Source organism: Pseudomonas sp. GM18 (assembly GCF_000282195.1).
GTDB lineage: Bacteria > Pseudomonadota > Gammaproteobacteria > Pseudomonadales > Pseudomonadaceae > Aquipseudomonas.
Genome location: NZ_AKJT01000022.1, coordinates 86,984 through 110,679 on the forward strand (window position 1 = coordinate 86,984; position 23,696 = coordinate 110,679).

Annotated in this window: 15 protein-coding genes; 6 read left to right on the forward strand and 9 right to left on the reverse strand. The window is 58.9% G+C overall.

The features are described from left to right. Positions 1-65 precede the first annotated feature (65 nt). Both hexR and PMI21_RS24205 read left to right on the forward strand, forming a co-directional pair. The gene (gene hexR, locus PMI21_RS24210; protein ID WP_003187110.1) at positions 66-932 is read left to right on the forward strand and encodes a transcriptional regulator HexR; all 867 of its coding nucleotides are present in this window, start codon (positions 66-68) and stop codon (positions 930-932) included. A gap of 165 nt (positions 933-1,097) precedes the next feature. After that, on the forward strand, positions 1,098-1,310 hold the full coding sequence (locus PMI21_RS24205) for a PA3496 family putative envelope integrity protein (RefSeq protein ID WP_007934450.1): 213 nt from the start codon (positions 1,098-1,100) through the stop codon (positions 1,308-1,310). Here the strand turns inward: PMI21_RS24205 and PMI21_RS24200 are convergent. Beyond that, entirely contained in the window at positions 1,252-2,214 is a 963-nt protein-coding gene (locus PMI21_RS24200) for a LysR family transcriptional regulator (protein ID WP_007934452.1), read from the reverse strand. The genes PMI21_RS24205 and PMI21_RS24200 overlap by 59 nt on opposite strands. Before the next feature lie 190 nt (positions 2,215-2,404). On the opposite strand from PMI21_RS24200, the gene PMI21_RS24195 reads away from it, so the two are divergent. Both PMI21_RS24195 and oadA read left to right on the forward strand, forming a co-directional pair. Further along, positions 2,405-3,820: an acetyl-CoA carboxylase biotin carboxylase subunit gene (locus PMI21_RS24195; protein WP_007896523.1), complete on the forward strand. Its 1,416-nt coding sequence runs from the start codon at positions 2,405-2,407 to the stop codon at positions 3,818-3,820. Between the two features lie 11 nt (positions 3,821-3,831). Then, the gene (gene oadA / locus PMI21_RS24190) at positions 3,832-5,640 is read left to right on the forward strand and encodes a sodium-extruding oxaloacetate decarboxylase subunit alpha (protein WP_007934455.1); all 1,809 of its coding nucleotides are present in this window, start codon (positions 3,832-3,834) and stop codon (positions 5,638-5,640) included. Positions 5,641-5,719: 79 nt separating this feature from the next. Here oadA and PMI21_RS24185 read toward each other — a convergent pair whose 3' ends face one another. The 3 genes from PMI21_RS24185 to PMI21_RS24175 all read right to left on the reverse strand — a co-directional run bounded on the left by PMI21_RS24185 (position 5,720) and on the right by PMI21_RS24175 (position 9,786). Continuing rightward, positions 5,720-7,888: an autotransporter outer membrane beta-barrel domain-containing protein gene (locus PMI21_RS24185; protein WP_007934457.1), complete on the reverse strand. Its 2,169-nt coding sequence runs from the start codon at positions 7,886-7,888 to the stop codon at positions 5,720-5,722. Between the two features lie 237 nt (positions 7,889-8,125). Further along, the gene (locus PMI21_RS24180) at positions 8,126-8,968 is read right to left on the reverse strand and encodes an amino acid ABC transporter permease (protein WP_007934459.1); all 843 of its coding nucleotides are present in this window, start codon (positions 8,966-8,968) and stop codon (positions 8,126-8,128) included. Then, complete coding sequence (locus tag PMI21_RS24175) at positions 8,965-9,786, reverse strand: ABC transporter substrate-binding protein (RefSeq protein ID WP_007934461.1); 822 nt, start codon at positions 9,784-9,786, stop codon at positions 8,965-8,967. Before PMI21_RS24175 ends, PMI21_RS24180 begins: the two co-directional genes overlap by 4 nt. Positions 9,787-9,897: 111 nt before the next feature. On the opposite strand from PMI21_RS24175, the gene PMI21_RS24170 reads away from it, so the two are divergent. Further along, positions 9,898-10,797 carry a homocysteine S-methyltransferase family protein gene (locus PMI21_RS24170; RefSeq protein ID WP_007934463.1) on the forward strand — a complete coding sequence of 300 codons (900 nt, stop codon included), beginning with the start codon at positions 9,898-9,900 and terminating at the stop codon, positions 10,795-10,797. Positions 10,798-10,921: 124 nt separating this feature from the next. Here the strand turns inward: PMI21_RS24170 and PMI21_RS24165 are convergent, their stop codons facing one another. The 3 genes from PMI21_RS24165 to PMI21_RS24155 are packed head-to-tail and all read right to left on the reverse strand — an operon-like array spanning position 10,922 to position 12,690. Continuing rightward, the gene (locus tag PMI21_RS24165) at positions 10,922-11,593 is read right to left on the reverse strand and encodes a GNAT family N-acetyltransferase (RefSeq protein ID WP_007934467.1); all 672 of its coding nucleotides are present in this window, start codon (positions 11,591-11,593) and stop codon (positions 10,922-10,924) included. A 17-nt stretch (positions 11,594-11,610) separates the two neighbouring features. After that, positions 11,611-12,057 carry a GNAT family N-acetyltransferase gene (locus PMI21_RS24160; RefSeq protein WP_007934469.1) on the reverse strand — a complete coding sequence of 149 codons (447 nt, stop codon included), beginning with the start codon at positions 12,055-12,057 and terminating at the stop codon, positions 11,611-11,613. Positions 12,058-12,066: 9 nt separating this feature from the next. Then, positions 12,067-12,690: an FMN-binding negative transcriptional regulator gene (locus PMI21_RS24155; RefSeq protein WP_007934471.1), complete on the reverse strand. Its 624-nt coding sequence runs from the start codon at positions 12,688-12,690 to the stop codon at positions 12,067-12,069. Between the two features lie 90 nt (positions 12,691-12,780). Here PMI21_RS24155 and pdxR point away from each other — a divergent pair, with 90 nt between their 5' ends. Next, positions 12,781-14,331 carry a MocR-like pyridoxine biosynthesis transcription factor PdxR gene (gene pdxR, locus PMI21_RS24150; RefSeq protein WP_007934473.1) on the forward strand — a complete coding sequence of 517 codons (1,551 nt, stop codon included), beginning with the start codon at positions 12,781-12,783 and terminating at the stop codon, positions 14,329-14,331. A gap of 11 nt (positions 14,332-14,342) precedes the next feature. On the opposite strand, the gene PMI21_RS24145 is transcribed toward pdxR, so the two are convergent. Next, positions 14,343-18,869 (reverse strand): dermonecrotic toxin domain-containing protein, encoded by a 4,527-nt coding sequence (locus tag PMI21_RS24145; RefSeq protein WP_007934475.1) that lies wholly within the window; start codon positions 18,867-18,869, stop codon positions 14,343-14,345. Positions 18,870-19,016: 147 nt separating this feature from the next. Next, on the reverse strand, positions 19,017-23,600 hold the full coding sequence (locus tag PMI21_RS24140) for a dermonecrotic toxin domain-containing protein (RefSeq protein ID WP_007934478.1): 4,584 nt from the start codon (positions 23,598-23,600) through the stop codon (positions 19,017-19,019). Between the last annotated feature and the right edge of the window lie 96 nt (positions 23,601-23,696).

The window sequence follows — 23,696 nt, forward strand, 5'->3', positions numbered from 1 at the left end:
TCATGTAGTATAACTACAAGCGTGCTACATCCCCGGCAACTGCCAATAACAAAGAGTCCAGCCCCTTGAATCTGCTGCAACACATCGCCCAGTCACGCCACCTGTTACGCAAGTCGGAGCTCAAGGTCGCCGACCACGTGCTGCTTGATCCTGCGGCGGTGATGCACAGTTCCATGGCCGACCTGGCCCACAGCGTGGGCATCAGCGAGCCGACCATCGTGCGTTTTTGCCGCGCCATCGGTTGCTCCGGGTTCCAGGATCTGAAGCTGAAACTGGCGCAGAGTCTGGCGGCCGGTGCGAGCTTCGGGCAATTCGCGATCCATGAAGACGATTCGGTTGCCGATTACAGCCTGAAAATCTTCGACACTACCCTGCACACCCTGATGGAAGTTCGCGAGAAACTTGACCCGGTAGCGTTGCAGAAAGCCGTGACCGCGATGTCCCAGGCCCAGCGTGTCGAGTTCTACGGCTTCGGCGCGTCCGGTGCGGTAGCGGCAGATGCCCAGCACAAATTCTTCCGTTTGCTGCTGACCGCGGCGGCGTATTCCGACCCGCACATGCAGGCGATGTCGGCGGTGACGTTGAAGCCGACCGACGTGGCGATCTGCATTTCCCAGTCCGGTCGCTCAAAAGATCTGTTGATCACCGCCAACCTGGTGCGCGAAAGCGGCGCCTCGCTGATCACCCTGTGCCCGAGCCAGACACCATTGGCCGAGCTGTCGACCGTCAACCTGGCGATCGATGTGCACGAAGACACTGAAATCTACACGCCGCTGACTTCGCGTATTGCGCATCTGGTAGTGATCGATGTGCTGGCGATGGGCGTGGCCATGGCCCGTGGTCCGAGCCTGGTCAATCACCTGAAAAGCGTCAAGCGCAGCCTTCGCAGCTTGCGGCTGTCGCCCAAGTCAGTAAAAGCGCTGGACGATTAAGATCAAAAGATCACAGCCTTCGGCAGCTCCTACGCACCTGTGGGCGCTGCCGAAGGCTGCGATCTTTGCTTTTACAATTTTCATCTCCCTGTAACCCTCCCGCCGCCAAACCGTCATCCCCCGCGCCTATCTTGAAACTCCCGTACTCGCCTTGGGAGACTCGAAATGGCCCAGCCCTACGAAGAACGCAACAGCGCCGTCAAAACCCGTCGTCAGCAAGAAGACCAGCGCCGCATGGAATTTCGCCGCGCCATCGAAGATCGCTGCGAACGCCGCCAGCTTCTGGCCGAAATCGGCGAATTTCCTGACGGCCTCGAACTCAACTACTGGCAGGCAGCACCGGCAACTTCCCGTCGAAACGCTCAACCAGCGCGCTGATCTGCGCCCGTTCGCTGCGGATAAACGCAAGGAATGCGTGGGCCACCGGCGATAGCCGTTTGGCCTTGGCCTGCACCAGGCACCAGCTACGCAGCAGCGGCAGTTCTTCGACCGGCAGTTCGATAAGGGCGCCGGTCGCCAACTCAAGGTTCAGGGCATGGCGCGTCAACAGCGCCAGGCCCAGACCCGCCAGCACGCATTCACGCTGAGCTTCCGCCGAGGCGACCTCCTGGGTCTGGGTGAAGTGCACGCGCTTCTCTTTGAAATACTCCTCACAGGCCAGTCGCGTGCCGGAACCGGGTTCGCGCAACAGCAGCGTGTAGGGCTCCAGATCCTGCAAGCGCAGCGGCCCCATGTGGCACAGCGGATGATCCGGCGGAGCCACGGCGACAATCGGGTTGTTGAGGAACGGCAGGAATTCCAGCCCCATGTCCTGTGGGACCATCGACATGATCACCAGATCGTCACGGTTATCCGACAGGCGCCGGATGACCTGGCCGCGGTTGACCACCGTCAGGTGCAGGTTCACTTCCGGGTGCTGGCGTTTGAACGCGGCAAACAGGTGCGGCACGAAGTACTTGGCGCTGGATTCCACCGCCAGCTTCAGTTGGCCCTGCAATGAGCCTTGCATGTCCGACAGCTGCATATCGAGGTTTTCCAGACGCCCGAAAATGTCACGGCTGGCGCGCTGCAGTGCTTCGGCTGCTTCGGTCATGTAGAGTTTTTTGCCGACGTAATCGAACAAGGGCTGACCAATCAGCTCTTCAAGTTGACGAATCTGCAGGCTCACGGCAGGTTGTGTGAGAGACATTTCGTCGGCAGCGCGGCTGTAGGACCTTAAGTCGCACACCTCATTGAAGATCTGCAATTGACGCAATGTCATACGCATCAATGACTTACGCATTTTCTATAAATCCTGAGCGAAGGCCGATGACTCAACTATAAGTCTTTGCTTATGCGTGACCCAATTATTATTCATTTTTGTTAATCCCTTGCGAGCGCTAGTGTGGAGCTGCGACTGAATTGAAACATTTGGTCACGCGTCGACCTGGTTTGACAGGTCGTGGGTACCACCGGCTCAAGGGAACCTCCAAGTGATAAAAAAGATCCTGATCGCCAACCGTGGTGAGATTGCCGTACGAATCGTGCGTGCCTGCGCCGAGATGGGCATTCGCTCGGTCGCGATCTATTCCGACGCCGACCGTCATGCCTTGCATGTGAAGCGTGCGGACGAGGCCCACAGCATCGGTGCCGAGCCACTGGCCGGCTACCTGAACCCGCGCAAGCTGGTGAACCTGGCGGTGGAAACCGGTTGCGATGCGTTGCACCCCGGCTACGGCTTCCTTTCGGAAAATGCCGAGCTGGCGGACATCTGCGCCGAACGCGGAATCAAATTCATTGGTCCATCGGCTGAAGTGATTCGCCGCATGGGCGACAAGACCGAAGCGCGCCGCAGCATGATCAAGGCCGGCGTACCGGTCACCCCGGGCACCGAAGGTAACGTGTCGGGCATCGAAGAAGCCCTGACCGAAGGCGATCGCATCGGTTACCCGGTGATGCTCAAGGCCACGTCCGGTGGCGGCGGCCGTGGTATTCGTCGCTGCAACAGTCGCGAAGAACTCGAACAAGCCTTTCCGCGAGTGATTTCCGAAGCCACCAAGGCTTTCGGTTCGGCGGAAGTGTTCCTGGAAAAATGCATCGTAAACCCGAAACACATCGAAGCGCAGATCCTCGGCGACAGCTTTGGCAACGTGGTGCACCTGTTTGAGCGTGACTGCTCGATCCAGCGTCGTAACCAGAAGCTGATCGAGATCGCTCCGAGCCCGCAACTGACCCCGGAACAGCGCGCCTACATCGGCGACCTGTCGGTGCGTGCAGCCAAGGCCGTGGGTTACGAGAACGCCGGCACCGTGGAGTTCCTGCTCGCCGAGGGCGAGGTGTACTTCATGGAGATGAACACCCGGGTGCAGGTGGAACACACCATCACCGAAGAAATCACCGGCATCGACATCGTTCGCGAGCAGATCCGCATCGCTTCCGGTTTGCCGCTCTCGGTGAAACAGGAAGACATCCAGCACCGCGGTTTCGCACTGCAATTCCGGATCAACGCCGAAGACCCGAAAAACAACTTCCTGCCGAGCTTCGGCAAGATCACCCGTTACTACGCGCCCGGCGGTCCCGGCGTGCGCACCGACACAGCGATCTATACCGGCTACACCATTCCGCCGTTCTACGATTCGATGTGCCTGAAACTGGTGGTCTGGGCGCTGACCTGGGAAGAGGCGATGGACCGTGGCTTGCGGGCCCTCGACGACATGCGTCTGCAAGGGGTCAAGACCACCGCCGCGTACTACCAGGAAATCCTGCGTAACCCGGAATTCCGTAGCGGCCAGTTCAACACCAGCTTCGTTGAAAGCCACCCTGAACTGACCAACTACTCGATCAAGCGCAAACCCGAAGAGCTGGCCCTGGCCATCGCCGCCGCCATCGCCGCCCACGCAGGCCTGTGAGGAATAGAACAATGAGCAAACAAATCCACGTTACCGACACAATCCTGCGCGACGCCCACCAATCGCTGCTCGCCACCCGCATGCGCACCGAAGACATGCTGCCGATCTGCGACAAGCTCGACAAAGTCGGCTACTGGTCGCTGGAATGCTGGGGCGGCGCGACGTTCGACGCCTGCGTACGCTTCCTGAAAGAAGACCCGTGGGAGCGTCTGCGCCAACTGCGCGCCGCGTTGCCTAACACGCGCCTGCAAATGCTCCTGCGTGGCCAGAACCTGCTGGGCTACCGCCATTACAGCGACGATGTGGTCAAAGCCTTCGTCGCCAAGGCTGCGGTCAACGGCATCGACGTGTTCCGCATCTTCGACGCCATGAACGACGTGCGTAACCTGCGCGTGGCCATCGAAGCGGTGAAAGCTGCCGGCAAACACGCCCAGGGCACCATCGCCTACACCACCAGCCCGGTGCACACCATCGAGGCTTTCGTGGCGCAAGCCAAGCAAATGGAAGCCATGGGTTGCGACTCGGTGGCGATCAAGGACATGGCCGGTCTGCTGACCCCATACGCCACGGGTGAACTGGTCAAGGCACTGAAGGCCGAGCAATCGCTGCCGGTGTTCATCCACTCCCACGACACCGCTGGCCTGGCTGCAATGTGCCAACTCAAGGCTATCGAAAACGGCGCCGACCATATCGACACCGCGATCTCCAGCTTCGCCTGGGGCACCAGCCACCCGGGCACCGAATCGATGGTTGCCGCCCTTAAAGGCAGCGAGTTCGACACCGGCCTGAACCTGGAACTGCTGCAAGAGATCGGCCTGTACTTCTACGCCGTGCGCAAGAAGTACCACCAGTTCGAAAGCGAGTTCACTGCCGTCGACACTCGCGTGCAGGTCAACCAGGTTCCGGGCGGGATGATTTCCAACCTGGCCAACCAGTTGAAAGAGCAGGGCGCCCTGAACCGCATGAGCGAAGTGCTGGCCGAAATCCCGCGCGTTCGCGAAGACCTCGGCTTCCCGCCGCTGGTGACCCCGACCTCGCAAATCGTCGGCACCCAGGCATTCTTCAACGTGCTGGCCGGCGAGCGTTACAAGACCATCACCAACGAAGTGAAGCTTTACCTGCAAGGCGGCTACGGCAAGGCGCCGGGCACTGTGAACGAAAAACTGCGTCGCCAGGCCATCGGCAGCGAAGAAGTGATCGACGTGCGTCCGGCTGACCTGCTCAAGCCAGAGATGACCAAGCTGCGTGCCGAAATCGGCGCCGTGGCCAAGTCTGAAGAAGACGTGCTGACCTACGCCATGTTCCCGGACATCGGCCGCAAGTTCCTCGAAGAGCGCGCAGCCGGCACCCTGACGCCAGAAGTGCTGCTGCCGATTCCGGAAGCGGGCGGTGTGGCGTCGGCCGGTGGTGAAGGCGTACCGACCGAGTTTGTCATCGACGTCCACGGCGAAACCTACCGCGTCGACATCACGGGTGTGGGCGTCAAGGCCGAAGGCAAACGCCACTTCTACCTGTCCATCGACGGCATGCCGGAAGAAGTGGTGTTCGAACCGCTCAACGAATTCGTCAGCGGCGGCAGCAGCAAGCGCAAGCAAGCCACTGCACCGGGCCATGTCAGCACCACCATGCCGGGCAACATCGTCGATGTGCTGGTCAAGGAAGGCGACACTGTGAAAGCCGGCCAGGCTGTGCTGATCACCGAGGCGATGAAGATGGAAACCGAAGTCCAGTCGGCCATCGCCGGTAAAGTCACCGCCATCCACGTGGCCAAGGGCGACCGGGTGAACCCGGGTGAGATTCTGATCGAGATCGAAGGCTGAGTTAACAGCCTCGATATACCGCTTTAAACCTCGGGGGGGCATGTGCTCCCCTTTTTTTTCGGCCCGGATTTGTGAGGGGTTAGAAACTCATCCGCCACTGCCCCGTGACGCCATGGTTTCGGCTGTCTGTGCCGATCTCACCGTTGAGGCTTACGCCTAGCGTATGTTTGGCTGACAACCCGAGGTCCAGGCCCGCATCCAGCTTCAGGCTGTCACGATCCAGTGGCGCGCCGGAAACGGTGAAGTTTTTCCCGCCCGTTGCCAATCGTTGACGGGTGTCGCTCTCGATATCCCCGTAAGTGTGTTTCCAGCCAGCACTGAATCGCGGCGTCAGTTGCATGCCGTTATCGAGTGTATTGATCTTCGCCAGTCGCAGGCCGAATGTGCTGTTGAGGTTGTTTTGGGTTTGGCCGTGGACTTTCAGCGTTGCGGCGCCACCTTTTTCCGTGTAGCCGTCGCGCTGATAGCGTTGGTAGCCAAGGCTGGCAAACGGTTCGATGCTGACATTCGCTCGGCTCAGGTTGTAACCCACTTCCGCAAAGGCCTGCTGGGTGCTGGCATCGTAGCGGCCTTCGGGACGGTCGCTGAAATCGTTGAAGGCAATCCGGCGTTTAGTGCTGCCGTCGTGATTGCTATAGGTTGCGCCCAGGCGTAGCGACATGGGACCACTCTGGCGTAGGGCGTAGGCACCCAGGTGCCAGCTGTCGAGATCGCCGTCGAGTTCGCGACTGTCCAGGCGAGTTTCGGATTTGCCACCCATCACACCGATGCGCCATTGCTCATCAATGCCCCAATCCGCGCCCAAAACGAGACCTTTGGTGGAGTGTTGCAGGGCATCGTGGTCGCGATCCAGCGTTCCGCCGTGGCCCAAGGCTTGTAACCAGACTCTGCCGTTTTCTTCGCTGCCGGCGGCGAGGCGTGGTGCGTTGGTTCGACTGCCGGGTTTGTTGTAAGCGCTGGCGCTGTCCAATTGGCGCATGGCCGAAAGCAGGGTGGCACTGACAGGGCTGTCACTGTTCAGGGTTGCCTTGGCGAGGTTTGCGTTGTTGCCGCCGGCAAGTTGCTCGATTGCGTGGGAGGCGGTCACTTTGTCACTACCGAGCAGGGCCGTGACAGCGGCGTTTGTGGGGATGGTTGGTTTTGGTGCTGTGGCGACGGGATTGGTCGCTGTCGATGGAGTTGAGGCGGGCGCGGGGGCCTGTTCTTGCGGTATGTCCTTCGGCTCTTCAATGCTTTGGGCAAGTTCCTTACCGTTGTCAGTGCTCGCGACACTCTCGAGCGTCACATCGTTACGGGTAAAGATCAGGCCGACGTTCTGTGCTCCGTATTCAATCTTGGGTGTTAAAAACGCAAGGTTGTTGATAACCGTCCCGAATTCCCCTTCGATTTTGTTCGCAATGAGGATGTTGTTTTCGCTGATCAGCGGGTAGTCGCCTGGTGCTGCAAGGATGTTCAGCGTGGCGCCGCCAAGACTGGCAGTTCCACCGACTATCATCGTTTCACTTTTACGGTTGGCATTGACCTCGTAGACCAGCTCGGCGGTTTTGGAAAGATTCAAATCACCTTTAACTTTCGGCGCGCCGTGCAAGCCGTCGACAGAAAGCTTTCCGTCCACCTTCAGCGAGCCCACTAGACCGTTGCCGGTAAAAGCACCTTTTTCATTGATGGTCACGTCACCTTCGATCGTTCCAGGGTTGGTCAGGGAACCGCCAGATTGCACGGTCGCGCCGCCGCCGATCTGCTTGTTGTTGATAAGCGTACCTTGGACCAGTGCCCCTCCCTGAATATACCCATCGTTGATCAGCGTTGCTTTCGCACGTACCAGAACACCGGTATTGAAGTCACCGGAACCTTTCGCGGTCCAGGTGCTTCGTTTGAGTTCCAGGCCTTCGAAATGGCGACTCTCCCCTAACGTGCCGCCGCTCGCGGTATCGAGTTGCAGGAAGTTGGTACCACCCCCACCGTCGATCGTTCCGGTCAGGACGCCGCGACCGGAAACGGTGACCAGATCATCTGCCTCGCCAAATGTCCGATCGATTCCATCCGCTGCTTTGTTAATGGTGTGCGGGAGGGTGGCGGGATCGTTGATAAAGGCGTCCAGCGCCGCCATGAGCTGCTGCGGTGTTTCGGTGGAAGAAGGGGGGGCATCGACGGAGGATTGCTGGGCAAGCGAAATTTCAGTGCAACCCAACGCAAGCGCAATGGCCAGCGCCAGGTGTTGTGGGCGAAATTTGTGTTGAACGGGCATCGGGTTTGGCCTCTTTTTACAGGAGGCCAAACTCTAAGAGTGAGGCTATAGGTGCCGATGTCAGCTGCTTCCGGCAGGCTTGCGGGGGTTGTCAGAAGGTTGTGTAGAAAATTTCCAATCGTCTGAGGAAGGTTGTTTTTACCCGTTCGAGCTGACGCTTTTTCTTACAACAAATCAGGACATAGGGGCTATCGCTCTGTCGAAAACGCACCTGCCGAAGGCTGCGATCTCTTTTTGTTAAACCAGGCTACGGCTCAAATACGCCTTCCCATAATGCCGCTCCATCCGCGCCTGAATCAGCTCCAGTCCAATCGACATCAGCCAGTAAATGACCGCCGCCGTCGTCAGCATTTCGATATAGCGATAGCTTGAGCGCCCATACGATTGGGCCAGGAACATCACTTCCCAAACCCCCATCACCGAGATCAGTGATGAGTCCTTGAGCATGGAGATGAACTGGTTGGTGGTGGGCGGGATGATGGTGCGCATGGCCTGGGGCAGGGTGACGCGCCAGAAGATCACGGTTTCACGCATGCCCAGGGCCAGCGATGCTTCGCGTTGGCCGTGGGGGACGCCGAGGATGCCGGCGCGGAAGATTTCGCTCAGATAGGCGCCGTAGTTCAGCGACAGCGCGATGATGCCGGCGGCGATGGCGCCCGGCACGACGCCCAATTGCGGCAAGCCGAGGTAGATCAGCAATATCTGGATCAGCAGCGGCGTGCCGCGAAAGAACGAGGCATAGAAGCTTGCGATGCCGAACGCCACGGCGCTTTTCGACAGCCGCGCCAGGGCCGTAATGAAACCCAGCAGCGACGAAGCGACGATTGAACACAGGCACAAAAACAGCGTCAGCGCTGCGCCTTGCAGAAAGCCGTTGGGCGCCAGGTGCAGGCCGATCAGGTTCGGCAGTTTGTCGAGGATGATCGAGAACTTCAGGTCGAAGCTCAGGAAGAAACTCGCGAACAAGCCGAACATCGCCGCCCAGGTCAGGTACAGCCGCGTGCGGAAACCGAAAATCCGTTGCAGCAACGACTCAGCCACCGGTTGCGGTGGCTGAGGAGGTTTGGGGAAAGAAGTCATTTACTGATGTCGGCACCGATCCATTTTTGCGACAGCTTACTCAAAGTGCCGTCCTGTTTCAGTTGGGCAAACACATCACGCACTTTGGCGTCCCACTGAGCGTCGCCTTTTTCGATGGCCACCGAGTTCGGCTCCGAGTACAGCGGCTCACCGGCGAGTTTGAAGCGTTTGTCTTCGTTCAGGCGTGGTTGAGCGGTGACAAGGTTGGTGAGGATCGCGTCCAGTCGTACGCCAGCGCCCAGGCCCAAATCCTGGAACGCGACGTTGTCGGTGTCGTACGGAGCGATCTGCACATTCTCGAACGGGTACTGCAATTGGGTGTCTTCGGCGCCTTCGATCACCAGGTTCTTGTTCAGGTAGCTTTCATAGCTGGAGGCGCTGGTGAGGCCGACTTTCTTGCCGCTCAAGTCCTTGGCGCTGTGAATGCTGTTGTCCTTGGCATTGACCACGATCACGGCGGGGGAGGCGTAGTACTCCACCGGGAAGTCGAAGACTTCGGCGCGGGCTTTACTCGGGGTCATGGAGCAGATGCAGATGTCGTAACGCCCGCTCCAGCGGCCGGCGGCGATCACATCCCAGGACGGTGTTTCGAGGCGCAGCTTGACGCCCAGTTTGTCCGCCACGGCCTTGGCCACGTCGACATCGAAACCATCGAGCTGGTTCTGATCGTTGAGGAACGAGAAGGGTGGATAGCTTTCCATCAGCACGCCGACCAGTTCTTTCTTTTGCTCGATGCGATCCAGGGTGGCACCCGCAAGGGCTTGGGAGGAGGCAGCCAAAATCGTCAGGCCCAGGGCCAGCAGCGGTTGAAATTTCACAGTTGGATCCCTGAAAAAAGAGGTTGTTATTAACCGGGTGGTGCGTATTAAATAGTTATAAGAACGACTCTGATAGTGAGTTATTTTCATAAGCTTATGAGTGAAAAGCATATGGATGCAGGCAGCACGGTAATTCTGGATGGCGGCATGGGTCGTGAACTGCAACGCCGAGGGGCACCGTTCAGGCAGCCCGAGTGGTCGGCGCTGGCCTTGAGCGAAGCGCCGCAAGCTGTGGAGGCCGTGCATGCGGCTTATATCGAAAGCGGTGCCAACGTGATCACCAGCAACAGTTATGCGGTGGTGCCGTTCCACATTGGCGAAGAGCGTTTTGCCGCTGAAGGCCAGGCCCTCGCGGCATTGGCCGGTGAGCTGGCGCGGCGTGCGGTCGAGGCTTCGGGCCAACCGGTGCGCGTGGCCGGTTCATTGCCGCCGTTGTTCGGCTCCTACCGCCCGGATTTGTTCGATGCTGCCCGGGCGACTGAACTGCTGACGCCTCTGGTCAATGGCCTGGCGCCGCATGTCGACCTGTGGCTTGCCGAAACCCAGAGCTCGATCGTCGAGGCACGGGCGATCCATGGCGGTCTGCCGAAGGACGGCAAGCCGTTCTGGCTGTCGTTTACCTTGAAGGATGAAGACACCGACGAAGTGCCGCGTTTGCGCTCCGGTGAGCCGGTGGCTGAGGCTGCCGCAGTGGCGGCTGAGTTGGGTGTTGAAACCTTGCTGTTCAACTGCAGCCAGCCGGAAGTGATCGGCGCGGCGATTGATGCGGCGCGGGAAACCTTCGAGCGCTTGGGGGTGAAGATTCATATCGGTGCCTACGCCAATGCCTTCCCGCCGCAGCCGAAAGAGGCTACGGCCAACGACGGTCTGGACCCATTGCGTGACGATCTTGACCCGCCGGGTTATCTGGTTTGGGCGGCTGACTGGCAAAAGCGCGGGGCCAGCCATTTGGGCGGGTGCTGCGGGATCGGGCCGGAGCATATTGCGGTGCTCGCCAGTACATTGGCGTGATGCCATGAAAGATCGTTCCCACGCTCCAGCGTGGGAACGCATCCCGCGACGCTCTGCGTCGCCTTCCGGATCGAACGCAGAGCGTCCGTGGCGGCATTCCCACGCAGGAGCGTGGGAATGATCATCAGGTGCGACACTCCGCCAACGTTTTCACCTGCCCCGATTCCGTCTGGTTCTCATCGCTCAGCCACCGTTCGAACCCCGCCTGAACCGCCGGCCATTCCGAATCCAGAATCGAATACCACGCGGTGTCGCGGTTCTGACCCTTGACCACCATGTGCTGGCGAAACACCCCCTCAAAACTGAACCCCAACCGCTCTGCCGCGTATTTGGAGCGAGCATTGCCGTTGTTGCACTTCCACTCCAGGCGCCGGTAACCCAGCGCGAAGGATTCCCTGGCCAGCAGGTAAACCGCCTCGGTACTTTTCGGTGAACGCTGCATCGCTGCGCCGAAGGTCACATGGCCGATCTCGATGCGACCCTGGGTCGGGACGATCGACATCAGGCTGAGGATGCCTTGCACATCGCCGCTCGCGCGGTCGATCACCGTGAAAAAATACGGATCGCTGTTGGCCGCGTGGTTATTCAGCCAATCGTTGAACGCGCTGCGCTCCGGGAAAGGACCGTAGGGCAAATAATCCCAGAGTTTCGGATCCGCGCCCGGGCCTTCCAGGGCTTTCCACAAACCGTCGGCGTGACGTGCCGGGTCAAGTTTTTCCAGGCGAATGAAGCGCCCTTCGATCAGTTGAACCGAGGGCGCTGGAACGCCTTTCCAGTCCGCGAGTGAAATCGACATGCTGCTCTCCTTGAACCTTAAAGGGCTTTGCGAAACTGGATGAAACCAGGGCGTTCGGCGATGCGCTCATAGAGCTGGATCGCGGTGGCGTTGGTTTCGTGGGTCAGCCAATGGACCTTGCAGCAGCCGTCGGCCTTGGCCGTGCTGTAGACGAATTCGATCAGCTGCCGGCCGACACCGGTGCCGCGGGTTTCGGGCATCACCAGCAAGTCTTGCAGATAGCAGGAGTTTTCGATGCTCCAGTTCGAGCGGTGATAGATGAAATGCACCATGCCCACCGCTTTGCCATCGGCCCAGGCCAGTGCCCCGTGGGTCGGTTCGCTCGGGTCGAGCAGGCGTTGCCAGGTGCTTTGAGTGACTGCGTCGGGCAGTTCGGTGTTATAGAACCGCAAGTAGGCTTGCCACAACGGCAACCAGGCTGCGTGATCGTCGGCGGTGACCTGGCGGATGTCGATCTGACTCATGTTCGTTCCTTAACGCATCAAGTGGGCGAGGGCCTGGTCGTGCACGTCAGGGCTGGCGGCCAGCCCCTCACGCACACCGGCGATGTCTGCAGCATTACGGTTCTGGCTGAGCTTGCGTTTGCCTTCCAGGCGCTGGATCGGCAAGGCAAAACCGACGATGGCCTTGAGCATGCCGTCAATGTAGTCGGCGGGGGCGTCGGCGACTTTCCACGGGCTGGCGCGGCCTGACTCATGACGATCGGTGAGGACGCTGACCAGATTGCGTAGACGGTCGGCATCGCTGAACACTTCGGCGGTGCCGTAGGCATGCACAGCGACGTAGTTCCAGGTCGGCACGACTTTGCCGTGTTCGGCTTTGCTCGGGTAGAACTCCGGGCTGACATAGGCATCGGCACCGGCAAAAATCACCAACGCCTCGGCGCCGTTCTGCAGTTCCCGCCACTGCGGATTGGCCCGGGCGAAGTGGCCATAGAGGGTGCCATTCGGGCCGTCATCGACATTCAGCAGTAGCGGCAGATGGCTGGCTTGCAGGCCTTGCTCACCGTGGGTGACCAGGATTGCAAGGCGAGTGCCGAGGATCTGCTGGTGCAGTTCATTCAAATCATTGATGGCGAAGGCGTTGGGCGTATACATGGAAATATTCCTTGGCGAATGCCTGCATCCTAGGCAGGCTATTGGTCTGTTGTAAGAGCCATTAATGACAAATTTCGTGGGTCCATTACGATGTCGAATCCCCCGCTTCCTTCGTCATTCAACCCGGCAGGTATTGAACTCGACCGTCGCCAGGGCCTGAGCCGTCAGCTCTATCAAGCGCTGCGGGTGCGAGTGCTCGACGGACGACTGGCCAGCGGCACACGCCTGCCGGCCAGTCGTGATCTGGCGGCGGCGCTGTCGATTTCCCGCAACAGCGTGGTTCGTGCCTACGATCAGCTTTACGCTGAAGGTTTCATCGAGGGGCGTGTCGGCGATGGCACTTACGTTGCGCAATTACCTCAAGCCGCGTGGCCGGTGAAAAAATTATCCACAATAGTATCCACAGGGTTTTCAACAGGGTTACCCACAGCCTTATCCACAAATCGGCTGGATTTGCCTGGGGTTTCATCCAGTAAAGTTATCCACAGCGGCGCTTTGGGGCGCGTTGAACAGAACCATTTGCCCTTGCCCCCCAGCGGTCCACCTCGCGCCTTCAGGGTCGGGGTTCCGGCTTTCGATCTGTTTCCTTTCGAGGTTTGGGCCAAGCTGAATGCGGCTTTCTGGCGTAAGCCGGATTTACAGCAACTGTGTTATGGCGATCCGGCAGGCGATGAACGCTTGCGCGGATTGATTGCTGCCTACTTGCGCAGCTCGAGAGGGATGCAATGCACCGCTGAGCAAATTGTGATCACCAGTGGCGCGCAGCAGGGGATCAGCCTTTGTGCACAGTTGTTGGTGGAGCCTGGCGATGGGGTGGGGATCGAAAATCCGGGGTATCGCGCCGCCGGTCATGCCTTTGCCGTAGCCGGTGCGCGGTTGCACGGTGTGCCAGTGAATGAGGAGGGAGTCGACTGCAGCGTGCTGGAGCAGTTGAGCGATTGTCGGCTCGCTTACGTCACACCCTCCCATCAATACCCGACGGGTGTGGTCATGAGCCTGGCCCGGCGTCTGGAACTGCTCGGCTGGGCCGAGCGCAATCAGGGCTGGATCATCGAGGATGATTACGATGGAGAGTACCGTTACAGCGGCGCGCCACTGGCGCCATTGGCGGCACTCGACCGGAATGGGCGGGTGCTGTACGTCGGCACCTTCGGCAAGGTCGCTTTTCCGGCGTTGCGCCTGGGTTATCTGGTGTTGCCTGTGGGGTTGGTGGAAGCATTTGCGCAACGTCGAGCAGTGGATGTGCGGCATTCCGAGGTGAGCACTCAAGCAGTGATGGCCGAATTCATGGCCGCCGGGCATTTCCAGCGGCATATCCGCCGCATGCGACGCGCGGCCCTGAGCCGACGCAACACCTTGCTGGCCGGCTGGCCCCAGAATATTCCCGGCATCGGCAGCATGCCGAGTGTCGCGGCAGGGCTGCATTTGACGGTGGCGGTCGACTCACAGGCCCGTGAGTGCGAACTGATCGAAAAGGCTGCCAGCGTCGATGTCGAGATCAATGCGCTGAGCAGCTATTGGTTGCCGGATTCGGCAAAACCTGCGGACCAACGCGCCGGGCTGGTCCTGGGTTTTGCGGCGGTGCCCGAAGCTGCCATCAGTGCAGCCCTCGGGCGTCTGGAAAAGGTCTGGCGCTCCTGAACGGGTCAAGGCTAAGAATCAGCCTTAGGCTCCAGGTCCAAAAACAGTTTGCGGAGCACGGGATCTTCTATCTTTCGGAACACCCCATCGATAGGCTCGAAGGTATTCAGAACCTGTTGCAGGTCTGGTGACAGCGTTTTCAGATAGTCATCCGAGACCTTCAAATGGGCTGTTGTGGGAGCGCTCGCCTCACTTGTGGAGGTTTCGTAGTGGAAATGCGCAACCCATAACGGCTTATTGCGTGTCTTGTCGAAAATCCGGTATTCCTGGAAAAAGTCGCCGAGTCCTCTGGTCTGGATGCGCCCTCGTTTATCGCGGCTGATCTCGAGCTGCCCGTTTTCATGCATCCATTTGAAAATGCTCTGGGTAGGTTTGCGTCGCGTGTACAGGTCGGCTCGAACGCTGACACCTTCTTTGCGCAGACGGCCGGCCCCTTCACGCAGTTCGCTGCTCAGCGTGGCAACCGGGATAGGGGAGCCTTCGGCTTTCCTGCTGTTGATTACGGCTTGATCAACGCTGTTGGCAGCCTGCTCGAGTTTCAGCGCCTGCTGATCGAACGCATCCTGTATATCGGCAGGGATGCGTCTTGGGAGCAAAGCGTCTTTACGGGTGCGTTCGATGAACGTGTTCGTGTCCAGGTTCAGCTCTATGCCGGCCTCGATCGTTCCCGGATCATCCAGCACCGGAACGGGTTGCTGGTAAACGGCGGGGGTAAATGGCTTGAGCGGATCTTCCCTGGTTTGTTCGCTTTCATTTTTTCCGGAATCGCGTGGCCGGGTCTTGCGCACTTTGATCGGCTGTCGTGACGTGCCCGGCTGCACTCGTTCTACAGGGGGCTGCATGGCAACGGGCTCCGGCTCTGGCAGTAACGTCTGTAATCGGTTTTGTGCCAGTTGCGCGAACTCATCGATGAGCGATTGCAGATGTTCGAGTTTGGGTGGCTTGACCAGGTCGGGGTACGTGTCCGGTAATTCCTGAATGCGCTGGTCGGCGTCGGCAAATGTCTCCACGAGACTGTTCAACTCCTCGACATGCACTTTTACATCGGAATGTTCGCCTTCAGCTTTTATCAGGTCCGCCACTCGAATCGCGGCCTTTGCGGCGCTCACAACGATATTTGCCACCGCGCTACGAGCCTGCTGCATCAGGGGGCTGGCCTGCTCATTGAGGCACAGCTCCTGCGCCATGCCGATTTCGTTGGCCTTGATATCCAGCACGGTAAACGAAGGCGCCAGTTTTCTGAGTTCCATCGCGCGTTCAATGCCGGGGCGTCCGGCCGCGCGCATGCCCTCGAGTGTCGATGTCGAGAGGGTCAGCTTTTCAACCATCTCCTCACCGAGGTCGGACGCTTTCTGGACATTGTCGACGAAAGTTTGCCTGGGAACGGGTTCGTTTTGTCCGGCCTTGATCATGACACGAGTGGCTTGAGCGTACTCGGATCGTTTCAGGACAAACCATAAAGACAGATTCTTCTGCAGCACCATGCTCATGCGGATCAAGTCTTCTCTGTAGTTTTCCGTACCGCCGAGGGTGCGCCATTCGCGTAATTGTTCCAGCGCCTGGCGATACTCGCCGATCGTTGCATCCAGTTTCTCCATGTACGTCGCCGCTTGTTGATCGTAGTTTTCGGTGGTGGCCTGCTGGATGCTGTCCTGTAACTTTTTCAGTTCGGCTTCCTTCACCTTTTCCAGGCTTTTGAAGGCATTCAGGGTGTCACCCAGATTGACTCTGCGCTGCTCGTTAGCCGCCTCCAGATGCCGGCTGAACGCATTCCCGGCACCCCCTCGCAAGCGCAGGCGCAGGTCGAGCACCCATTGCCCTTTGCGGTTATCCATCAGCATCGGACCATTTCGCCCGGGCTGATCCGGGTAAACGATATGAATCTCTTCGTCGCCTTTCACGTCGACGTAAAACCACCGATCACCCACCTGTGCGTAGTTTCTGAGGTTATGTTGGTAAAGATGCGGAGGAGCGTCCTTAACTTTCGTCACGCTTGCGCTGGAAATGTCGGGGGCCGCGACTTTGAGCGTGTCCAGGTAGGCGCCCAGCGCGGTCGGTGTTCGGCGTGGAACCGAGCCGGCCAGCTCCAGCGAGGAAAGGTGACTGGAGGGAAGATCCGGTGCCAGCGGGGCGGGATTGAGTGTGACGGTCACGGGCTCGACGGCGGGTTCTGGAGCTTTCTCCTTCGACAACTGCTCGATTCGAGGTTTGCTCGAAACCCTTTTACGTCGCATCACGGCGTGATGGCTGAGGAGAATGCCGATCGCCAGCAGGATGTCCGACACCGACGTCCATTCGATGAAGCGGTCCTCCCGGTCATGGGCATCGAGTGCCTGTTGAATCTGATTGATGGTTTGCCAGACCCAGACGGCTGTGCCGACCGCGCCGCTGAGGAAATTTGAGGCGACGTTGAAGAGCGCCCAGCCGCTGTCCTTCAACACACTCCAGCGCCGTTCCGCATTGGATTGCGATTTCCGGTCGGCGAGGCTGACCAGCATCCGCGCGTTGCTTTTGAACAGCGCAGACAGGATGTCGCCCCTGATCTCGACGCTTTCGAAAACCACGTGCCCGAACTTGTCCGCGCGCTGCAATGGATTGACGACTTGTTCCACGATCAGCCATGGAGAGGGCAGCCCGGTGGGGAAAACGTACTGGGCATATTCAAAACTCAGGGTTTTGTTGGGTAGCCAGGCCAGTATCGAATCCCTGAGGTCGCCGGGTTGATACAGCTTGTACAAAAGGTTTTGCCTTGAGGGGTATTGCAGCAGGGGCTCATCGAGCATCGGCCGATAGAGCAGGCAAGGCCCGCTGTGGGCGTCTCGAGGGCTGATGATGAACATGTTGTCCACTGTGTCGCTGCTGCTGATCAAGCGGTGTTGCGGCGTCATCGTCAGCGGATAGAGGGCGATGGTTTTGACTGTGACATCGGGATCGAGCAGCTCGCAGACGTATTGGTAACCGCGTTCGTCCACACCGGTTTCAGGTTTGAATCTGGCCTCTAATGCCTGGAGTGGCAACAAGGTGCGTAGTTGTTGGCGATAGAAGTTTTCCTGACGCAGAGACGCGACCGAATCCTCCAGGAGCTTGGGCTTGATCAGTTCAGGATAAGTTTTGCCGACGTCCACTTGTGCTGACAGGGTGGTGAGAAATTCAGCTGTGAGCCAATCCGGCACCGTCTCCCCGCCCTTGAAGAATACGGTCGCCATGTAGGGCGCTTCGTTCTCCAGGGCGAAGTCGGCCAGGGTTTCAATGCGTTGATCGAGCGGGTTGGGGAGCGTGAAATCGCCGGCGGAAAAACTGTTGGTGATTTTGATCCGCAGATCATCCAGCGCAAGCGTCGTGGCGCCAACCGCCAGTGGATCCGCGATGATCGCCTCACGCATCCGCCGCTGAGCGTAATCGGTGATGGACGGGATCTCGGCTCTGGCCAGTTTGCTGTCCGGTTGACGATACAACTTGCCCAGTGCCCTGATGTAACGGCTGTAGTCTTGAAGATCGTTGGACGAGCCGTTGCGCAACCAATCGGGAATTGCGTCGTTCAGTTGCAGGAGTCGCGCTTCGTTGAGGTCGGGCCCGGTTGCAGGCTCGACCTTATCGTCTGCCGGTGGCTCAAGAAACTGCAATGAGTTGATGGCATCCAGTTGTGACGACACCAACGCCCACGCCATGTGGTCGAAGACATTGCCTTGTGGTTCGTAAAGCCGCCACGTCAGATCGCGTCCCGACCGTTGTTCTTCCAGGCGTGCGGGAAGCAAGTTACCCAGCTCTTCCAGCGAACTGAACGACTCGTATGCGCGCTCGATGGTGTACATCACCAGCAGCTGACGCTTGCGATACGTGGCCTTGAGCACCAGCGCGCCGCCGATCAACAGATGGCGGGTGATGTCATTCTCGACGGTATCGATATCGAGAAGGCACGCCTGAATGGCGGAAAATTCGCTGTTTACATTTTTACGGGTGGTTTTGTCCGGGGCGCTGAAGACTTCTCGCGCCATCGCGCATTCATCGGCGTCCCAGCCTTTGACCGACTGCACGTTCAACGCCTTGCGCAGTGTGTCGGAAAGCTCCTGCCAGCGGGGGAGCGCATGCCCCTTGGCATTCCAGAACTCCAGTTGCCGTACTTGAACCTCGACGAACAGCATCGACGCCGAGTCATTGAGCATCCTTGCAATGTCCTCAATGCTGACGGCAAGGTGAACCGGATTTTCGTTGTCCGGCTCGAGGGTCAGGAAATGCTCGCCTTCGAGATAGTTGGCCACCGTTCCATGCAGGCCTTGGCGCATCAGTGCCAGGGTCAGTGATTCGAATCCGATCGGGCCAGCCTCGACGTGGTTGTCCACAATGAGCCATTGAGGCGTGGCGACGAAGGCTTTGTCAGGATCGATGTGCAATTCCGGCCAGGACTTTTCCAGGTTCTGGCGCAGCAGGTGCGAAGCCACTTCGTTGAGCACGGGGCCGTGGCTGGTCAGGTTCACCAGGTCACTGGTTTCCAGCAAGGGCGTCGAATCTGTCTGGAGCGATGAAGTGTTGTTGCTCATGGCGAATACCCGGGGCAATGGCGAGGCCAGGAAAGCCTCTTGGTGCACCGAAGGTAATCAGGCGTCGCCGCTCCAGGGTGGTAGATATATATCGCGGGCAAAAAATGACCCGCGAATGCGGGTCTCGGGTTCAGCACAACCTACGCCTTACGATCCTGAGGCCGACGGCGCTTTTGCGAAGAACAGCGTGGTCGCCAGTTGCGGACTGATCTCGCTGCGGTAGATCGAAATCGCCTGGAGATCGTCGTTCGCATGGCGGGCATCGAATGCGCCTCCCAGCAGGCGTTGCTCCACCGTTTTCAGGTGCGCCGCCGTGAAGGTTTGTGCAGGCGATGCGGGCTCTGAATAGTGGAAGTGGGCATACCACAGAACTTTGCGGGTGCCGTGGTCACGGATCTCATATTCCTCGAGGTAGTCTCTTTTGCGGCTTTTGAGCAAGCGTCGGCCGGGGTTCTTGACGATGTCGACCTGACCTTCGCTTCGCAGCCACCGGACGCGCTCCGCCGTCGGCGGCTGTAGTTTTGTCATGCTGATTCGCGTTGCGCGTCCCTTGCTGTTGAGCCGGGTTGCTCCCTCATTCAGCTGCTTGGCCAGTGTCACGGCGGATCCCGGTCCGTCATCGGTGGCGTTGCTGGAAATCAGCGCTTCGTCTATTGCCTTGGCGGCGTTCTGGAATCGATGGGCCTGTTGATGGAACATTTCCTCGATTTCCACGGGAATTCGCCGCGCCCCTTTTGAGTGGGCGTCTGTTCGACGAATGAAACCTTCCAGCCCGCCCAGTATTGCCTGGCCCTGAGCAATACTTGCGCTCAAGTCGGGTTGGGCAATGGCGGGGGAAGCAGGTTTCGAGGCCACTCGTTCAACCCAGACACCCGAGGTTTTTTCATGAAATGTAGAGATGACTTTGCCCGTCAGTGTCGAGATTACGTCGACCAGTTCTGCCCCGTCCGCCACGGCGTCGGTGCGCAGCTGGCCGACCACCGTACCCTTGTAGCGGGTCTTGATGATGCGTTTGGCGGGAGCAGTCGGCAGACGGGAAGGGCCGGGCTGCGGTTCGAGAGCCTGACGCTCGCGCAGCAGGCTCGCCAGGTGCTTCACCGTGCTCTTTTGAAAGGCGTCGATACGCTGGCGCATCAGGTCGAGCGGCGGTTGCAGGAACTGGCCGGGAAATTCACCGGGCAGATCGACGATGCGCTGATCGGTGACCGTGAGTTGCTCCACCAGATCGCTGAGCCCTTCGATTCGCTCCGATAGGCGCAGCACCTCTTCGTCGGCGGCCAGATCCAGTGAAGCCTGTATGGCGAGCGCTGCGTTTTCGACAACATTTTCCAGCGCCGGGCGTGCTTCATGGGTGACTGCAACAGAGGGGGCGAGGCACAACTTCTGACCCAGTTTGATCTGGAACAGTTTGAGGTCCTGCAAATCGAACGTCGGCAGGTTGGATTTGACGTCTGCGATCACCTTGATGGCTTCTTTGCCGAGCAGGTTCAGTTGCTGGAAGCGCGAATGCGCAAACTCGATTTTGTGGATGTAGCTTGCGGTCAAATCGCTCATGAGTTGATGGGTTTGCCGGGCGCTCTGGGTGTTTGCCGTTGGCTGGTTGTCGAGAAGATCGAGGGAAAGACGCATTTGATTGCCGAAAACCGAATGCTGGTGAGCGAACCATTTTTGCAGCAGCGAAAGCTGAAAATTCAGGCGGCTGACCATCGCTTCTCGGTAATTGGGAATGGTCTCGCGAGCATTGAAAGCTTTTATTTGTTCAATGTTGGTGCTGATGAACGACATCTGCGCGTCGAGCATTTCAAGGTACAAGCGACGATGGGTGTCGGTGGCTGCAGGCGCCCGAGCGTTTTTTTCAGCCTCCTTGAGTTCTGTCTCCCGGCTTTTGGTTTGGCTTTCGAACGCTATCAGTTGCTGTTTCAATTCAGCCTGGCGTTGCCGGTTTTGTTGTTCCAGCCGTTGTTTCTCCTTGCCCCCACCCCGAAGCCTTAACCGTGTATCGATGAACCATTCGCCTCCGGCGTTCTTGATCAGCAATGGCCCGGTGCGTGTGGGAGACCGGCGTGAGTCAATGATCTGCACATCGTTATTGTCGTTGAGGGTGACTTCGAACCATCGCTGACCCACCTTCGCATGCCATTTTCCATTGAGTGAGCGCAGGTGTTGATAAGGACCGGGTTCGCTGGAAGCGGCTGCCATTCCTTTGGGTTTGGTGATGGCCAGTTCATCAAGCAAGACGCCCAAGGCCGAAGGAGGCAGCGTAGCGGTGGCGTGCAGAGACGCCTCATGGGAGGTTGGAAGCTGATTGAGATCGGGCAGATGGGTGACCGTGATTTTATGCGCTGGCTTGCTTTCGGGTGTTACGGGGGGCAGCTCGACCTTCTCGGGCATCCGCGAGACGGGTTCATGGCGAGTGGCAGCCCGATGGGCCAGCACCATGCCGAGCGTCAACAGCAGATCGGTCACGGCGGACCAGGCGAGTTCGCTGTCGTCGTTCTCTGCGGCATCGGTAATTTCCTGCAAGTCGTCCATGATCTGCCAGATCCACGCGGCAACCCCGGCAGTGCGACCGAGGAAGGGCAACGCGACGTTGAACAGCATCCATGAGCCTTGCTTGAGCGTTGCCCAGCGAGCTTGCGTATTGGACACCGACTGGCGGTCAGCCAGGGTAATCATTGCGTTGGCGTTGGCTTTGAACAGGGTTGCCAGCGATGCGTCATCGAGGGCTGCCTCACTGAACGTCACCGCGCCCATCTTGCCCAGGGCTGAAGTGGGATCTACCAGCAATTGGGTCAGCGTCCAGACCGAAGGCAGCTCACCCGAAAACACAAACTGGGAATAGTTGAATCGCACATCGTCGGGAAGCCAGGCCAGGATCGATTGGCGAAGGGATTTTTCGTGCTTGATCGCATACAGCAGATTGGCCTCGCTTGGGTACTGCGTCAGCGAGGGGGAGAGCAATGGCCGGTAGAGCAGACACGGTCCTTTATCGGTGGGTCGCGGACCGATGATGAACATGTTGGCGACTTCATCACCTTTGCTGCCGGTGCGATCACCGGTCATAAAGGCCAGCGGCCGAATGACGATCTCCTGTCCGTTCACCCTGCGGTCGGCAGTGTTTTCCTGCAGGGCTGCAGTGACATATTGATACCCGCGCTCATCAATCCCGGCCTCGCCGCGCATCTTGTGCTGCAGCGCCTGCAAGGGCAGCTGGATGCGCAAATGGCGGGTGTAGAGAGCCTGGCGTCGCAATGTTTCTGGCGGGTCTTCAAGCAGCTTGCGCTTGATCAGCGCCGGGTAAACCGCACCGATATCGACCTGCGTGACGAGTTTTTCCAGATAGGCGGGGGTCATCCAGTTGGGCACTGCGTCGCCGTTTTTGTAGTTCACCGTCTTGTTACCCAGTGGAACGGCAATCAGGTTTTGCAGCGCCAGCTCGATCAGCGACAGCGTGGTGGTTTGCGTCTTGCCGGGTACCACGAAAGTGCCCAGCACTACGAGGCTGGTGATGCTGATTTCAATGTCTTTCAGATCCAGGTTGGCAGCCGCTGGATGATCCTTGACCATCTGCTCTCGCAAGGTTTGCAGCGCAAATTGCGGCAGTGACGGGATGCCTTCGTCGAAAGTTTTTCCGGCATCCTGTTCCCGCAGCTGTGCCAGGTCCATCAAGTGTCGGCTGTAACGGGTGAGATCCGCTGGCGAAGCGTTTTTCAACCAGCCTGCCAGTAACCCCTGAACCTGGTTGAAGCGCGACGACGGCAGGGCTTCAAATTCAGTGAAGCTTTTTGCTGCGGCACTGATTTGTGGTGAAAGAGGCGTAAAAGAAGCTTGCTGAACGGTATTGAATGTACCGATGGCTTCGGCTTGGAGTGCGATCAGCGCGCAGGCCTGGTGGTGAAAGAAATTGCCGTCGGGTTCATACAGACGCCATTGCAGTGTCTGCTCGGTGCTTGACGTTCCAGGGCGGGCGAACAAGGCTTCACCCAGTGCCGCAACAGAGTCATAACGCCTGAACCCTTCGACAATCGAGTGCGTCAGCACCAGGGTACGCGTGCCCAGTGTGCCCACGAACACGGCGATATCCAGAACTCGCAGATGTTTACTCACCGCGTTTTCAACGCGGTCGGTGTCGATCAGGCAGGCCTTGGTCAGGTACTTGTCTTGTGAGCGCCGTGTTGCGCGATCCGGATGATTGAACACGGCTCGGGCCATTGCTTGTTGATCCGCGTCCCAGTCCGAGGCGGGATCGGGGGTCCAGATGTCCTGCAGCGATTGCGAGAGCAAATGCCAGCGCGGGGTCGAAGGGCTTGTCTCCTGGTTCCAGTAATCCAGTTGCTGTTGCTGATAGGTGATGAACAGCTGCGGTGCCAGCGTGTTGAGCAGGCACCCGATGGCATTGATTTTCACCGGCAGTTGAGCCAGCGGTTCAGCCCCCGGTTGCAGGGTCAGGAAATGTTCGCCATCGATGAGCGTCACCGTCGACCCCGACAAGCCGAGTCGCACCAGCACATCGGTGAGCGATTCATACACGTTATGGCCGGGCACGACATCGGTGCCGGTATCGACCCAGGTCGGGGTGACGACCGTGGCGAGCGTCGGATCAATCTTCAACTGTGGATAAAGCGCGTTGAGCGCAGGGCTCAATGCGCTCGCGGCGACCTCTCTGATCAAGGGGCCGGTGACCAGTTGGGTCAGCACATCTTCTTCACGCGGGGCGAGGGTTTCGGGCATGGTCTTCTCCTGGCTGAGAACGCGCCGCTGTTGATCGCGCAGCGCTGGATCAGGAGAAGGTATCGGGCGGCCGAAGGTGCCTGGTGGTACATAAAT

Excerpts from the sequence above, each read along its gene's own strand:
- PMI21_RS24200 (WP_007934452.1), bottom strand. The coding sequence starts at position 2,214 with ATGCGTAAGTCATTGATGCGTATGACATTGCGTCAATTGCAGATCTTC.
- PMI21_RS24180 (WP_007934459.1), bottom strand. The coding sequence starts at position 8,968 with ATGACTTCTTTCCCCAAACCTCCTCAGCCACCGCAACCGGTGGCTGAG.
- PMI21_RS24165 (WP_007934467.1), bottom strand. The coding sequence starts at position 11,593 with ATGTCGATTTCACTCGCGGACTGGAAAGGCGTTCCAGCGCCCTCGGTT.
- PMI21_RS24145 (WP_007934475.1), bottom strand. The coding sequence starts at position 18,869 with ATGAGCAACAACACTTCATCGCTCCAGACAGATTCGACGCCCTTGCTG.
- PMI21_RS24140 (WP_007934478.1), bottom strand. The coding sequence starts at position 23,600 with ATGCCCGAAACCCTCGCCCCGCGTGAAGAAGATGTGCTGACCCAACTG.
- oadA (WP_007934455.1), top strand. The coding sequence starts at position 3,832 with ATGAGCAAACAAATCCACGTTACCGACACAATCCTGCGCGACGCCCAC.
- PMI21_RS24185 (WP_007934457.1), bottom strand. The coding sequence starts at position 7,888 with ATGCCCGTTCAACACAAATTTCGCCCACAACACCTGGCGCTGGCCATT.
- pdxR (WP_007934473.1), top strand. The coding sequence starts at position 12,781 with ATGTCGAATCCCCCGCTTCCTTCGTCATTCAACCCGGCAGGTATTGAA.
- PMI21_RS24155 (WP_007934471.1), bottom strand. The coding sequence starts at position 12,690 with ATGTATACGCCCAACGCCTTCGCCATCAATGATTTGAATGAACTGCAC.
- PMI21_RS24160 (WP_007934469.1), bottom strand. The coding sequence starts at position 12,057 with ATGAGTCAGATCGACATCCGCCAGGTCACCGCCGACGATCACGCAGCC.
- PMI21_RS24170 (WP_007934463.1), top strand. The coding sequence starts at position 9,898 with ATGGATGCAGGCAGCACGGTAATTCTGGATGGCGGCATGGGTCGTGAA.
- PMI21_RS24205 (WP_007934450.1), top strand. The coding sequence starts at position 1,098 with ATGGCCCAGCCCTACGAAGAACGCAACAGCGCCGTCAAAACCCGTCGT.